Origin of the sequence: Prosthecobacter algae, assembly GCF_039542385.1 — a bacterium.
In the GTDB taxonomy this organism is placed as follows: Bacteria; Verrucomicrobiota; Verrucomicrobiia; order Verrucomicrobiales; family Verrucomicrobiaceae; genus Prosthecobacter; species Prosthecobacter algae.
The window spans coordinates 282,903-297,215 of record NZ_BAABIA010000005.1; the positions used below are offsets into that span (position 1 = coordinate 282,903).

At 60.5% G+C, this 14,313-nt stretch carries 12 protein-coding genes; 8 read left to right on the top strand and 4 right to left on the bottom strand.

Annotation, left to right across the window (positions count from 1 at the left end; translation table 11 throughout):
- Positions 1-72: 72 nt before the first annotated feature.
- Positions 73-990, bottom strand: coding sequence for an AraC family transcriptional regulator (locus ABEB25_RS13485; protein WP_345736936.1), 918 nt, complete (start codon positions 988-990; stop codon positions 73-75).
- 179 nt (positions 991-1,169) lie between these two features.
- Between ABEB25_RS13485 and ABEB25_RS13490 the strand changes: the two genes are divergently transcribed.
- The 5 genes from ABEB25_RS13490 (at position 1,170) to ABEB25_RS13510 (ending at position 7,488) form a co-directional block, all read left to right on the top strand.
- Positions 1,170-1,934 carry an SDR family NAD(P)-dependent oxidoreductase gene (locus ABEB25_RS13490; protein ID WP_345736937.1) on the top strand — a complete coding sequence of 255 codons (765 nt, stop codon included), beginning with the start codon at positions 1,170-1,172 and terminating at the stop codon, positions 1,932-1,934.
- Between the two features lie 44 nt (positions 1,935-1,978).
- Positions 1,979-2,707: an SDR family oxidoreductase gene (locus tag ABEB25_RS13495; protein ID WP_345736938.1), complete on the top strand. Its 729-nt coding sequence runs from the start codon at positions 1,979-1,981 to the stop codon at positions 2,705-2,707.
- A 115-nt stretch (positions 2,708-2,822) separates the two neighbouring features.
- On the top strand, positions 2,823-4,514 hold the full coding sequence (locus tag ABEB25_RS13500; RefSeq protein ID WP_345736939.1) for a hypothetical protein: 1,692 nt from the start codon (positions 2,823-2,825) through the stop codon (positions 4,512-4,514).
- Positions 4,515-4,561: 47 nt separating this feature from the next.
- The gene (locus ABEB25_RS13505; RefSeq protein ID WP_345736940.1) at positions 4,562-5,794 is read left to right on the top strand and encodes a DUF4272 domain-containing protein; all 1,233 of its coding nucleotides are present in this window, start codon (positions 4,562-4,564) and stop codon (positions 5,792-5,794) included.
- Between the two features lie 101 nt (positions 5,795-5,895).
- The gene (locus ABEB25_RS13510) at positions 5,896-7,488 is read left to right on the top strand and encodes a hypothetical protein (RefSeq protein ID WP_345736941.1); all 1,593 of its coding nucleotides are present in this window, start codon (positions 5,896-5,898) and stop codon (positions 7,486-7,488) included.
- Positions 7,489-7,512: 24 nt separating this feature from the next.
- On the opposite strand, the gene ABEB25_RS13515 is transcribed toward ABEB25_RS13510, so the two are convergent.
- Positions 7,513-8,568 carry an alpha/beta hydrolase fold domain-containing protein gene (locus ABEB25_RS13515; RefSeq protein ID WP_345736942.1) on the bottom strand — a complete coding sequence of 352 codons (1,056 nt, stop codon included), beginning with the start codon at positions 8,566-8,568 and terminating at the stop codon, positions 7,513-7,515.
- 65 nt (positions 8,569-8,633) lie between these two features.
- The gene (locus tag ABEB25_RS13520; RefSeq protein ID WP_345736943.1) at positions 8,634-9,440 is read right to left on the bottom strand and encodes a hypothetical protein; all 807 of its coding nucleotides are present in this window, start codon (positions 9,438-9,440) and stop codon (positions 8,634-8,636) included.
- Between the two features lie 91 nt (positions 9,441-9,531).
- Between ABEB25_RS13520 and ABEB25_RS13525 the strand changes: the two genes are divergently transcribed.
- Positions 9,532-10,239 (top strand): DJ-1/PfpI family protein, encoded by a 708-nt coding sequence (locus ABEB25_RS13525; protein ID WP_345736944.1) that lies wholly within the window; start codon positions 9,532-9,534, stop codon positions 10,237-10,239.
- Positions 10,240-10,262: 23 nt separating this feature from the next.
- On the opposite strand, the gene ABEB25_RS13530 is transcribed toward ABEB25_RS13525, so the two are convergent.
- Positions 10,263-10,658, bottom strand: coding sequence for a DoxX family protein (locus ABEB25_RS13530; protein WP_345736945.1), 396 nt, complete (start codon positions 10,656-10,658; stop codon positions 10,263-10,265).
- 160 nt (positions 10,659-10,818) lie between these two features.
- Between ABEB25_RS13530 and ABEB25_RS13535 the strand changes: the two genes are divergently transcribed.
- Both ABEB25_RS13535 and ABEB25_RS13540 read left to right on the top strand, forming a co-directional pair.
- Complete coding sequence (locus ABEB25_RS13535; protein WP_345736946.1) at positions 10,819-12,192, top strand: phospholipase D-like domain-containing protein; 1,374 nt, start codon at positions 10,819-10,821, stop codon at positions 12,190-12,192.
- Positions 12,193-12,295: 103 nt separating this feature from the next.
- Positions 12,296-14,104 (top strand): hypothetical protein, encoded by a 1,809-nt coding sequence (locus ABEB25_RS13540; protein WP_345736947.1) that lies wholly within the window; start codon positions 12,296-12,298, stop codon positions 14,102-14,104.
- Positions 14,105-14,313 lie beyond the last annotated feature (209 nt).

Below are 14,313 nucleotides of genomic sequence, written 5' to 3' on the forward strand. Positions count from 1 at the left end.
CACATCATACGCAGGAAATCGGCCCTGTGGACCTCTCCCAAAAAAAGACCTTCCTTTTCGCCCATCCAAAAGTCACGAAAACATAGAAAGGGCGATCCGAGAACGCGCGGTGACATCCTTCGGCGTGCCGCCAAACAGACGTTTGAACTCACGGCTGAATTGCGACGGGCTTTCATAACCCACGCGGTTGGCCGCCTCCGCCACGGCCATGCCATTGACCATGAAGACCTGTGCCTTGTGCAAACGGATGGTCTGCAAATAACGCAGCGGGGGGTAAGACGTCACCGCCTTGAAATGCGCGTGAAAGGTGGAGACGCTCATGCCAGCCTCCCGGGCCAGCGAGGCCACGTCCAGCGTCTCGCCAAAGTCCAGGTGGATGCGCCGCATCGCCCGGGCGATCTGGCCAAAGCTGCTCTGCGGCGTGGCCAGCGCACGCAGCGCAGGCCCCTGGCCGCCACAGAGCGCACGGTAGGTCATCTCGCGGATGATGTGGGGCCCCAAGATGCGCGCCTCATCCGGGGATTGGAGGCAACGCGCCAGACGCAAGGCCGCATCCCCCAGCTCCGCCGTCAGCGGCATAGCATCAATCGCGTACTCAGGAGAGGCAATGGCCGAAGGCGGCGTGTCCATCTCCAGCAGCAGCTCCGCGATGGTCGTGGGATTCACCCGCACCGCCATGCCCAGCATCGGTTCCTCAGGAGAGCCGATGGTCTCGCACTCAAACGGCAGCGGCAGGGACAGCACCAGGTAGTTGCTGGCATCATAGGTGAAGACCCGGTCTCCCAGCCTGCCATGCTTGTGCCCCTGAGCGACGATGACGATGCTCGGCTCATACGAAACGGGCGCGCTGGGATAGGTCTCCGTCGAATGCATGAGGCGCACCTCAGGCAGATTGGAAACACCGAATCCTTCTTCCTTCACCAGCCCCTGAAGCACGGCGGCCAGGGGGTTTGGATTGGCTGAAACGACCAATGGATTTTTCCTTTTCATTGGCAGTATCAGGCAACCCTTTGCCCCATTTTTCCACCAAATTCACCTTCATTCAGAGAATCAGGCAAGTTTCTCGGATGAACGTGCCTTGTTTTTCGAGGTGGCAATGAGGCAAGGTCTGCCCAGTTCCAAATCACCCAAACGGGACACCACACACTCACCCTTCACTGCACAAACTTATGAACGGCCTGAATCAAAAAATCGCCCTCGTCACCGGCGGAAGTCGCGGCCTAGGCCGCAACATCGCCCTCCAGCTCGCCCGCAGCGGAGCCGACATCATCCTCACCTACCGCAGCCGCCAAAGCGAAGCTGAGGCAGTCGTTGCTGAACTCGAATCGTTAGGCCGCAAAGCTGCCGCCATCCCGCTGGAGGTGGGGGATACAAAGGGCTTTGCACACTTCACCGCAGCTCTCCAGCAGACGCTTGCCGAACAGTGGCAGACCTCCCATTTCCACTTCCTGGTGAACAATGCAGGCATTGATTCCAGGGCTCCCTTTGCCGAGACGACGGAGGAAGACTTCGACGCGCTCTTCAACATCCACCTCAAGGGCGTGTACTTCCTCACGCAGAAGCTGCTGCCCGTGCTCGCCGATGGCGGGGCCATCGTTAATCTCTCCACCGGCCTGGCCCGCTTCAGCGTTCCTGGTTATTCCGCCTATGCGGCAATGAAAGGCGGCATCGAGGTCTTCACCCGTTACCTCGCCAAGGAGCTGGGCCCGCGCCGCATCCGCGCCAATGTGGTCGCCCCTGGCGTCATCGAAACCGACTTCACCCAGGAGGCGCTGGGACACCCCGGCATGAAGGACTTCCTCGCCTCCCAGATCGCCCTCGGCCGCATCGGTGTGCCGGACGACATCGGCGGCGTGGTCGCCTTCCTCTGTTCCGAAGAAGGCCGCTGGGTGAATGCCCAGCGCCTGGAACCCTCCGGCGGCATGTTTCTGTAACCCCCCTAACTAACAGTCATTCAACACCCATCATTAAGACCATCATGAGCACATCCAAAGTCATCCTCATCACCGGCGCCAGCAGTGGCATCGGCGAAGCCACCGCCCGTCACCTGGCCACCCTGGGCCACCGCGTCGTCCTCGGTGCACGCCGCACAGATCGCCTGGAAAAACTCGCCCAGGAAATCCGCAGTTCGGGTGGTGCCGCCGAATACCGCGCCCTCGACGTAACGAGCCTCGAAGACATGCAGGCCTTTGCCGCCTATGCCGAAGAAAAATTCGGCCCGCCCGATGTCATCATCAACAACGCCGGCGTCATGCCCCTCTCACCGCTCCATGAGCTGAAGGTGGAGGAGTGGAACCGCATGATTGACGTGAACATCCGCGGCGTGCTCCATGGCATCGCCGCCGTGCTGCCCGGCATGCAGGCGAGAAAGCGCGGCCACGTCATCAATCTCTCCTCCATCGGCGGACACCAAGTGTGGGCCACCTGTGCCGTTTACTGCGGCACCAAGTATGCCGTACGCGCCATCTCCGAAGGGCTGCGCCTGGAAAACAAGGACGTGCGCGTGACCATCATCTCCCCCGGTGTGGTGGAGTCTGAACTCGCCGATACCATCTCCGACCCTAGCACCCGCGAGGCCATGGCCGAGTTCCGCCAGATCGCCCTCAAACCCGACGCCATCGCCCGCGCCATCGGTTACGTCATTGACCAGCCTGCCGACGTGGATGTGAACGAAATGATCATCCGCCCCACCGCAGGCGCGCAGTGATCTGCCTCAAAAACGGCCTCTTCCTGCGGATCACCGCCAGGGAGGGGCCGTCGCATTTCCCCAAATCCAGCCTTGCTTTAACAATCCTGGTTAGGCAAAAATACGCACCCTAACCATGAAAGCGATTTTCACCCTGCTCCTCGTGGGAGCACTACTGCCCAGCCTCGCCTCGGCAGCCACCGCTCCCCGCAGCCAGGCCCCCGGCCTGCTCATTCAGGAGTACCCACGCCATGCGGCCCAGGCGAATGACCAGACCCAGTTTCATCTGGCACCGGAGGACTTTGGCCCGCCCACCGGGCAGCTGGAGATCGCCAAATCCCTTTACCCCTGGAAGTGGAACACGGAGCGCAACGCCATCGCCAGCGGCTTCCTGGAAATCACCCAGGATGGCGACTATGCCTTTTCCTCCCGCAGCTTTTACGACCGCAACACTCTCCTGATCAATGACCGCATCGTTTGCAGCTTTCGCGATGGCGACAGCACCGTCACCACCATCCCGCTGAAAAAGGGCCGGGTGAAATTCACCTCCATCGGCGTGGTGGAATCGCGCGGCGGCAGCGAAGGCATCCACATCCAGTGGAAACCTCCGGGCCAGACCGAAATGAGCCCTATCCCGCCGGATCTGCTGAGCCACACCGAGACAGAGGCCAGCCGCATCGCCGCCACTCCGCCTGCCCGACTGCGCGCCGCCGAACTCATCACCGCCACCAATGACTACATCGTCGAGGCTTACCTCAACGGTAAAAAGATCCACGATTCCAAACGCAGCCTCCTGCACGAGCACTTCGGCGCCACGGTGGAACGCATCGCCGTGGACATCCGGCCGGGCGACTGGCTAGTCTTCCAGGTCGTGCACAACCGCCTGCGCTGGGAGGGCTCGCGCTACTTTGCCGTCGCCGGCCTGCTCTCGCCGGACCGCTACGGTTTTGTCTCTGATCCCACCTCGCCCGAATGGAGCGTCTGCGATGATCCCGCCCAGGCCCAGACTTTCATCCGCCAGAAAAACAGCGGCACCTCGCAGCGGGCCAGCAGCATCGCCAAACCCTGGAAGGAGGGCGACGGCTTCATGCAGAAATTCGCCGGCCCCAGCTTCCCTGGCAAAGCTCTCTGGGGCGGCAGCTCCTCCACGTGGATCAAGTATGTGGCGGCAGAAAGCACCCCGCCTCCTGTGGCCCTCGCTGCACTCACACCTACCCCAGGCGCTTGCCGCCCCATGGAAGTCGTTTTGGAAGACCTCCAAAGCCAGCCCCGCCTAACCAAACCTGTTTCAACACCTCCTGCCCCGCCCATGCTTGCGCCCACACGCTGGCCCGTGCAGATCCTCTCCGCCATCTACGGTACCGGCGGTAAAAACGCCGATGTCACCGCTGCGGTGAAAGAGCATGTGGAGGTGAAACGGCGCCTGTTTGCCGTGACCCCTCCCGATCTCGGCAACGACCCGAACCCCTACTGGAACAAGGCGCTGCACATCGTGTACATGAAGGACGGCGTGCGCCGTGAGCAACATCGCGGCGAAAACGAGCACGTGCTACCCGAGAGCTTTTACGGCCCCCAGGACCTGAGCGAGCTACGCACCTGGCTCCTGGCCACCCGCTGGAAAGGTGAAAAGGGCGAGATCCAGTTCCACGCCAGCAGCACCCTCACCGGCCCCGGCCTGGAGGGCGCCCCCACCTGGGAAACCCTGGCTAACAACAAGTTGCGCATCACCTGGTCTGCCGAGCAAAAGACGGAGTATGTCTTCGACTACACCTGGTCCAGCTTCCACCAGCCCGACAATGCCGCCGAGGCTTTCCACTTGGTGAAGTGATCTTGGCTTGACGCGCGATAGGTTCTTTTTGCAGGTTGGGGGGAAATATGCCCTTTCCTCCCATCAATATTTTCAGCCAACACCTGGACCCAGAAGGCACCCTGGCCAAGCTTCTGGAACGGGTGCCCGATGCCAAAGTCACCCGTCTTGCCGATGGCACATGGTCGGAAGTTCATCTGACGTTTAAACGGGGCTGGCTGAAAAAAGCGCTGACCATGAAGGCACGTCATGATCCCGATTATTATGGAGGCGAGGATTGGTCGCGGCAGTTGTTAGGCATGCAGGGTTACTTTCAGACTTTCCCCAATGCGATGGATCGAGCAGACCTGTTTGAATACCTACCGGGCCTACGTTTTGCCTTCAATTTCATGCTGGATGGGGAGCCTGAAGAGGGCGATCCCCGGCTGGCCTTGGTGTATGAAATGGCGAGCCAAGTCCATGGAGTCGTCTTTCTTCCTGGCCGCCTGCTAGACTCGTCAGGCCGTGTCATCTTGGATGCAGATGGCGAGCATGATCCGGAAGCTCAGTTGCCTGAGAACCACTCCCTGAGTGTGGATGAACGTGTTAAAAACATTCTAGCAGCAGCGGGTTACGATGAAGAGGAGCTCTCCGATCCCCCGACTCAGGACCAGATCTTCAAACGCTTTTTGCTGATGTGCAGTTTAACTCAGCGCGGCTTCATGGAAGGGGCTGCCGAGGCTGAAGAATACCGTCAGGAGATGATCGCTCATTTGAAAAGCAACGGTGTGTGGGAGGAGGCCGAACCGTCGGAGGCTGAGGCCCTGGAAACCCCAGTGGATGCTCTGCCTGAAAAATTGAAATGGAAGCTTCCTTGGCAATCTGAAGGGGCCATCATCCTCGCGTGGGCACTGAAGCTAGCGGAACTGCCTGCCTATGACCAGGAAGTCCAGGTGGACGGGCTCTATGAAGTCGCCCATAAAGCCGAAAATGGGCAACTCACCCCTGTACTGCGGAGTCTTGAGGAGCTGGAAGAATTGTCGTTTCAGATGCTCGCCATTCACTGGCGCATCCGGCAGTTCTCGCTGGATGGCAAGGCCATGGACTTTGTCGCCTTTGCCCCCACAGCGTGGTGCGGGCCCATGGATCTGTCTCTCGCACGTTTAAAGAACAACGACCTGGAACTGCATGGCCAAGCCATCGCCGATAGCTCCCCCGAGTCTTTCCGGCGTACGGGCGGGATCATGGAGGAACGGCGCAAAGCCTTGCATTGGGTGCTTGGGCATCATCCTGTTTATTCACAAAACGATACCAGCACCTAAAGCCTCGCCCCGCTCCCTCGATTCCGTCTTTTGAGACCGACAGCAGGCACGCAGGTTAGCGCCTGTCACAAACGGAAGATTTCTGGTTAGCACTTTCCTCCATGCCTTCCCTCAACACCCAAAACCTCAGCTTTGACCAGTTGCAACAGAGCCTCACTGGAAGCACCGACCATCAAATTCGCTCGGATCAGGCAGGTCAGGTGCGGACCAAGGACCACTCCGAAGGTTTCTTTGGTCGCTTTCTAGGCCGCAACGACAAGTTCGACAGGGCCGCTCAGGAAGTGCAGGATGCTCTCCAGCGCGCGACGGGGCAGCCCGTCAGCCCAGAACTGCAACGGCAGATCCGCGCAGGAGTGGCCGGCAAGACGGGTCTCCCCGTGGACCAAATGCTGGGGCAAATCCGCGACTCCTGGCACCAGGAGGCCACGCAAAAACACACCTCCCCGGCTGCCCTCGATACCCACTTTTCACGGGTCGCCGCCCTCGCCCTACGCCCGGAAGGCAAGCAGATGGTGGCAAACGAGGTGCGCGCCGCCATCGCCGAACAAATCTCCCATGCCAAGGCCCAAGGGATCACCCTCAGCGACAACCAAATCAAAGACGCTACCAAGCAAGCTTTTGACTCCGCCGCCCTCAAGGTGAGCCTCCTGGCCAAGAGTGTCACGGACGTGAACGAGCTCCAGGCGGGCAAACGTGGAGAGGTCTTTAAGGTGACCTATGGCGATGGGGCCTCCACCGTGGTCAAATTGCAGAACGAAAATCCTGCGGCCAACGTCGCTGCGGCGCAGATCCTCGCAGAGGCCCAAGTCAACGCACCCGCCATCGCCGCCTATGACAATCCTGCCAGGAATAGCTTGGCAGACCAAGCCGATTCCATCTCACACATCAACCCAGCGGCGCAGAAACTAGCCGAGGGGTTGAGAGCCAACATCCGCCCGCATGTGGTGGAGATGGCTTTCGCCAAAGGAGAGTCCTTGCAAGACCGCCTGGATTCCCCTGGAGCCGCAGCCATGCTGACCCAGCCTGAGTTTCAGGAACAGCTCGGCAAGATCCTCGCAGCCGATGCCTTCATGGCCAATCCAGACCGCGCCTTCGCCGTGGAAAAAAGAGGTAAGCTGGAGGGCTGGTACAATCCAGGAAACCTGATCATTGATGGCACCGGCCCGGATTTGGTGGTGACACCCATTGATAATGAATTGGTGGCTGGGTTGAATGCGAGCAGCAGCAAGCTCTTTGGCATGAAGACGGATGATTGGCAGCATAGCAGTCTGGCTGCGATGAAACCCGAAGAGTTTGAGAAGGAAGTGGCGGCAGTCTTAGACCGCATGATCCAGGAGGGTAACAAGGCCGCAACAGCCCAGGGAAGACCGCCCATCACCCTCACCGATGCTCAGAAGGCTGACTTTGTAAACACCGTCAATCAAAGCGCGCAAGCCTCCCTCGACAAGCTGCTGCAGCATGGTCAGGACAGGAAGCAAAAGCTCGCAGATGCAGGCGTGAGGCAAGACACGATTGATGGATTCGCCGACCATAAACGTGCCATGCGCCTCCTCAGAGGTGAAGGCGACAATAAGGACGTGGATAAGCCCCATATCTCCGTCAAAGAAGCCCTCACCTTGGCCAAGGATCGCGCGGCCTACCGCCAGCACATGGGCAAGGATGTCGGCGGCTCTGGCGGCGGCCAGCACCTCTGAGATCAGACCTCATCGAAGTCTCGCTCACTCCGCCTCCGCCAGCAGATGCTGGACAAGGAAGGCGGTGATGTTCGTCTTGGGCCCTTCTTGATCCTGAAGGACGATGCAGGGCACCTGGGCGGTGACGCATTGCTGATGCACGGCCCGGGCATGGTGAATGCAGTGCAGCCACTCGCCCCGGTTCGTCGGGGCCGCCACCACCTGGGAGTTGTTCACGAGCAGGGGCGGATCATCACGGGTGATCCAGGCCAGCATGTCGCACTCACGCCGGATGGCCTTGCCAGATTCCGTGGTCATCGCCTCGATGGAGGGCAGGTGGTAAAAGAGGGCGGCCTCCAGCGGGCTGGTGCCGAATTCAGGCTTCGCCGGGCCCATGAAGGACTCCCAGCGCGAGACATCGTAAGTCGCCTGCGTGGCATTGCACACGGCGCAGACGAGGCGGGTGGATTCACGCAGCACCGGGTCCTCCGCTTTCGGGTCAGCCAGGTCATCGCGGGTGGCCAGCCAGAGAGATGTGCCTGCACCTGCGGAGCTGCCCATGGAGGCAAAGCGTGTCTTGTCCAAATTCCAATCTCCAGCATGCGCGCGCAGAAACTGCACGGACCGGGCGCAGTCGCGCAGAATGTCCTGGATGGGCTTGTCCGTGAGGAAGGGGTAGTTGATGGCCGCACAGGAGATGCCCCGATTCAGCAGGGCCTGCACCGTCTTGTCACTGGCCCAGCGGCTTTTGTCACCAGCGCGAAAACCGCCACCATGGATCAGCAGCACCAGAGGCGCAGGCGTGGTCGCCTTTTTAGTTAGGTAAAGATCCAACCTGTGCCGCGCATGCGGGCCATAGGCCACATCGGCCACGTCCGGCTTCAGCGCCCCAGGTTTGTTTTCCGTCGGTGTAGGGCCGGGTTTGTTTTTTGCCAGATAGGCCTTCGCCTCCTCCAGAGAAAGAATGCCGTCCTTGTTCGTATCGGCTGCCGGATAACGCTTCAGCCCCTGCCGCAGTCGGTCATTGTTTTCAGAGGTGATCTGGGCATGACCCAGGGTCGCCAAACAGGCGACGAGCAGACAGAGAAGGCGCGGATTCATGATGCTAAAGGAACGATTTGAAACTGGGCACCGTCAGGAAAGTTGCGCGCGATCCTTCGTCCCGATCAGCGCCCCCGCATCTGCGACTGCTTCAGCAATTGCAGCCAGTCCACCAGATTGCGGATGAGTTTCTGGTTCGCCTCGATGCGTTCCGTCTGGCCCTTGTTGGTGGAAATCGCCGGGTCCATGCCCTGGTTCATCCAGCCGCTGCCACCGCCCAGGATGATCACCCAGCCAAAGCCGCGCGGCACCACGGCCAGGCACGGTTCCTTGTCCAGAAAGGCCAGCGGCACGGCCTCGCGATTGGTCAGTTTTAGCGTCGTGCCATGGCAGGGGTACAGCACCTCGATGCCCCGCACCAGGGGATGCTCCTGATCGCGCAATGTGGGCGTGAGGGCGGGGCCTGTGCGTCCTGGCCCCGGCAGCACCTCCACCCCGTAGCGGCTCATGAGGGGATTGTAGAATGGCAGGCTCACCCCTGCCCCCAGGCCGCTGCCGCCGGAAATGACCAGCAGGTAACCGCCGCTGATCACGTAGTTATCCAGCGCCTTCATCACTTCGGGTGAAAAGACGTCCGGCTGCCGCTTGCCCGAGTAACGCCCGTTCATGACCACCAAATCATAGGCTGAGAACTCCGCCTCGGTCAGCTCCTCCGCGCGCTCTAGCACGCGGTGAGATTCCTCCACTTCCGCGCCCTGCTCCTTCAGCACCTGGGCCATGATGGTCTGGCTGAAATTCCTGCCGGGGATCAGGCGCGACTGATGGTGCAGTGTCTCCAGCAGCACGCGGATGACCGGGCGCTCCTGGGTTTCTGCCGCCCAGGCCGTGCCCAGCATCCAGCCGCCGAAGAGAAGTATCGCCCAAAGCTTCATGGCGCGGTTTTATCATGGTGACCGCCTGGGATGCAAGCGCCACCGCAGGCAGATTCAGTCCTGTCATACAAGGACCGCCGCCAAGCCACCCATGCGCGTGCGCTTCCTTTCCCTCCTTGCCTTCCTCCTGGTTTCGTTCCACCCAGCTTCTGGCCAGGCCCCGGTCAAAGACATGCCACCCTTGACGTTAGGCGTGCTGCTGTTTCCCGGCTTTGAGCTGCTGGACGCCTACGGCCCGCTGGAGCTCTGGGGAAACCTGAAGCCGCAGGTCCGCATCGTCACCATCGCCGTCACGGCTGGGCCCGTGGCGAGTGCGCAGGGTCCTGAAACGGTAGCCACCCATGGCTTGCAGGATGCACCGGCCCTGGATCTCCTGCTGGTTCCTGGGGGCTTCGGTGCCTTTAAGGCCCTGAAGGATGAGCCCCTCCTCGCTTGGTTGCGCGGGCGTTCCCGCAACGCACGGGTCACCATGTCCGTCTGCAACGGAGCCTCCATCCTGGCAGCCGCCGGTCTGCTGGACGGACGCCCGGCCACCACCAACAAGGCCTACTGGAAAGCCGCCACGCGCCCGGGCCCGAAGGTGAAGTGGGTGCCCCAGGCCCGCTGGGTGGATGATGGGGACATCGTCACTTCCTCCGGTGTTTCCGCCGGTATTGACATGACGCTGCACGTCATCAGCCGTCTTTACACCCGTCGTCTGGCGGAAAAGATGGCAGATCAAATCGAGCATGAATGGCATCGCGACCCCGCCTGGGACCCCTTTGCCGCCAAGCATGGGCTGGTGCCCGCCAGTCCTTGATCCTTGGTTAGGCCAAGCCACGTTCACCGTAGCTTGCCCGGCGCAGGTTTGGCCAAACAAGTCCAATACACCCAGGCGATGAAGACGGCCTGCAGCGGCAGCCGCGCCCACAGCACCCAGCGCGGGATGTCATGGGCCGCCCAGCCATTCAGGGCCAGGTGCACATTGGCCGGGAAAATGGCGATGAGCAGGGCCACCAGGCCCCACGCGGCCAGCCAGCGCAGGCGTGGAATGAGGATGCCCACACCGCCCGCCACCTCCGCCGCGCCGCTCACCCAGTTCAGCATTTCTGGATAGGGCAGATAGGGCGGGATCATCCCCACGTACACCTGCGGATTCAAAAAATGATTCACCCCGGCAACGACGAAAAACAGGCCTAACAAAAGACGGAATAAAAGCTTCAGAAGCGGTCGGTTCATAATCCAGGGTGAGGAGAGAGGCCGGGGGTCGGCCCTGAATCTCCGCTGACAGATTACGTTTGGTTTCATGAAACCGGCCTTCTTCCTCGAAACCCTGCGGGGCCGTCTTTACCTGTGCTGACCTCACGGCCAAGGCGGATGCCCCACACGATGTAAGGGCATGAGCGACCAACCGCCTGCCGCCAGCGCAGACCCGCCGAAGAAAAACCGGCGCACCCGCCTGAAGGAAGGCTATTTCAACCTGCTGCTGCGGCGCTGGGGCAGGCTCTCCGTGCGTGGCTGGCTGGAGCTGCTGGCCGTTCTCCTCGTCGGCTTCGTCATCTACAGCATCCTCTTTGTGAGGCGGCAGGTCATGGACTACCGCCCGCCGCACACCTTTGCCGTGGCTGATCCCGCCTTCTTTGGCTCCGCCCACGCCATCGCCGATCCCGTGCCCATCGGCGGCAACAAGATCACCCTCCTGCACAATGGCATCGGCATTTTCCCCGCCATGCTGCAGGCCATCCGCAGTGCGAAGAAGACCCTGAACTTCGAGGCCTTCATCTTCCACTCTGGCAAGGTGGGCACCCAGTTCATGGACGCCTTTTGCGAACAGGCCGCCAAAGGCGTGAAGGTGCGCATCCTCCTGGATGGCATCGGCTCCGGCATCGGCCTCAAGAATGAAGAGATTGACCGCCTGCGCCACGCGGGCTGCCAGGTGGCCTACTACCACCCGGCCAAAGGCCTGCGCTTTGACCGCATCAACCGCCGCACCCACCGCCGCGTGATGGTGGTGGATGGGAAAATCGGCTTCACGGGTGGCGTCGGGTTTGCCGATGAATGGCAGGGCAATGCCGATGCGGCGGATCACTGGCGGGAGGTGCATGGCCAACTCGAAGGCCCCATCGTGGCCAAGCTACAGACCGCCTTTCAGCAACATTGGTTAGAGGCTACGGAGGAACTCCTCAGCGGGCCAGATCATTTCCCTGCACTTCCCCCAGTCGGCACGCTCATGGCCCAGGTCGTCACCTCCCGCGCTTTCACCGTGGCCCCCATGCCCGTACTCCAGGCCGTGGCCATCGCCGCTGCGAAAAAGAGCATCTACATCACCAACCCCTACTGCACGCCCAGCGACGACTTCGTGCATCTGCTGGCGGAGGCCACCCAGCGCGGTGTGGAGGTGAAGCTGCTCATTCCCGGTAAGCACAATGACCAGCCAGCGACGAAATCCGCCGGCAGCGAAAGTTATGGCAAACTGCTGGAGGCGGGCGTGAAGATCTACCAATACAGCCCCACCATGGTCCACTCCAAGACCATGGTCGTGGATGGCCACTTCTCCATGTTTGGCACTTCGAATCTTGATCCTCGGTCCTCCCAGATCAATGAGGAGATCGACATCAGCATTTACGATACCGGCTTTGGAGCCGCCATGGACCAGATCTTCCGGGACGACCTGCAAAAGTCGAAGCCCTATCTCATGGCCGATTTCGAAGCCCGGTCCTGGAAGGATCGTTTCCTGGAATGGATCATGATTCCCATCCGCTCGCAGCTTTGAGCCCCCCAGTGCTGCATCGCAATCATCGCATAAAGCGTGACAAAATACGCGCCACCTTATTTATTTCGATTTCAAAATAAATATGAAATCGTGGTGTTTATTCATGCAAATCCACTCTTCGCGCCAAATTCGTTTAGCCATCGCCTGCCTCATTGTGATGCAGACTGTTTCAGCCCCCAGCAACCTCTGGGCTGATTCTGCGTCTCTGCGCTTTTCCCTGTCTCCCACCACCGCAGACGCGGATGCCAGTGGTAAAATGAGCGGCTCCTTTGGAGTCAAAAAGTCCCTTTTCAAAGTTGAGCTCGCCAAGCTGGCTCCGAGCAGCAGTTATGACCTCAAGGTGAATGACCTGGTGCAGGCCACCTTCACCACCACCTCCAAAGGGACTGCCCGGATTGAATTCCGTGCACCGGCCAAATCGGGTCAGGACGCCCTGGATTTTGATCCTCGTGGTGCCTTGGTTTCCATCGTCAAAGAAGGAGTGCCTCACTTGGAAGGCATCTTTTCGGGTGCGGGAGAAAGCGCTGGCTCCACCGTCAACGAACAGGCCTACCTAACCAATCTGACCCAGAACCCGAAAGCGCGGGCCTCGGTCCGCTTCACTCAGGATACCAAGGGCGTGAAACGTTTCACGGTGGATGTGTCCAATGCCCCGGACGGCCTGTGCAAGCTTTTGGTGGGCGGACAAGAAGTGGCGGAAATGACGATCGCTAAAAAACGGGGGAAGCTATTTTTTGAAGCGGGTAGGACGGGCTCCAAAGCCATTCCCCTCACCTTCGATCCTCGGGGGGCCACCGTGGATCTGGTTCAGGGGGAAACGAGCCTCTTCACCGGCACCATGAAGGCCCAATCCTTCGGCGCCAACACGGACAAGAAAGCGGCCTACCTGCTGCCGATCCCTCCGGCCTCCGATGAGACTGTCGGCCAGGCCAAGGCGAAATGGACCGTCAGCGAAAAAGCGGTCCGGAAATTCTCTGTGGAGGTGGAAGGCGTGCCTGCCGGCAGTTATGAATTCAGCGTCAATGGCGCTAGCAAAGGCGTCATCGTGGTGACTGGCGAATCTGGCGAACTGGAATACAGCAATCAACCGGACGGCGAAGCCCTGCTGCTGGATTTCGATCCCCTCTTGGCCACCCTCAGCATCAGCCAGGATGAAACCGTCCTCTTCTCCGGGGTGTTTGACCCCTCCGTGCTGGCCACAAGACCCGCCCCGGAAACCGAGTCGCGTCTGGACGAAAATCTGACGTCCACGGGTCTGGTGCCAGCCGCCAGTGCCAAGGCTCGCTATGAGGTGGACAATAAGGGCTATCACCGGTTCAAGGTGGAGATGGAAGACAGTCCGGTGGGTGTTTACAGCCTGCTGGTCGGCGGAGTGCACCGCGCCTCCATCCGTGTGGTGCAGACCGTCGATGGCCCTGAGGGGGAAGTGGAGTTTGGTACCAAGACGGAACCAGGAAAGGTTTCGCTGAAATTCGATCCACGCGGTCAGCTCATTGAAATAGCCAACAGCAGCAAAGAAGTGCTGTTCTCCCACATCCTGGGCTCGGGTTCTGCCGTCGGTGGTGGCGGTGGGAGTGTCAGCACCCCCCTTCTGGTTCAGGGTTCCTTGTTTGCCTCTTCAGGCGCATCGGGCCTCGTCAGCTTCTCCTTTCAGAAGGACGAAGACGGAGGAGCCAGCTTCAAGCTGCAAGCACGCGGCCTCTCGCAAGGTTCCTACGATGTGGTCATCGGTGGTCTGGCCCGCGGTGTGCTGGTCGTGGAGGAAGACGACAGCGTGACCGAAGGAGAGATCGAATTCGACGACACTCCAAAAAAGGAAGAGGTCCTGTTGAACTTCGATGTGCTGGGCCAGGAAGTCGCCATCAAGCAGGGTGAGACCCTCTTCTTCAGCCGAGTCATTCCGCTGGAGTGACCGCAGGCCAGAGACTCATTGACAGGAAGAGCCGGCCACCCGCCGGCTCTTTTTTTTGGGTGTCTAAAGCTTCCGGCGCGACGGGCGGCTGGGGTCCTCGATGGGCAGCCTTTCACGCGACCGCAGGATTCCACAGGGCCGGGTATGCCAGGCCCTGCGTATTCCAGGGAGCTGGGCTGACGCTTCGGCCCTTGGCGTGACAAGACTCA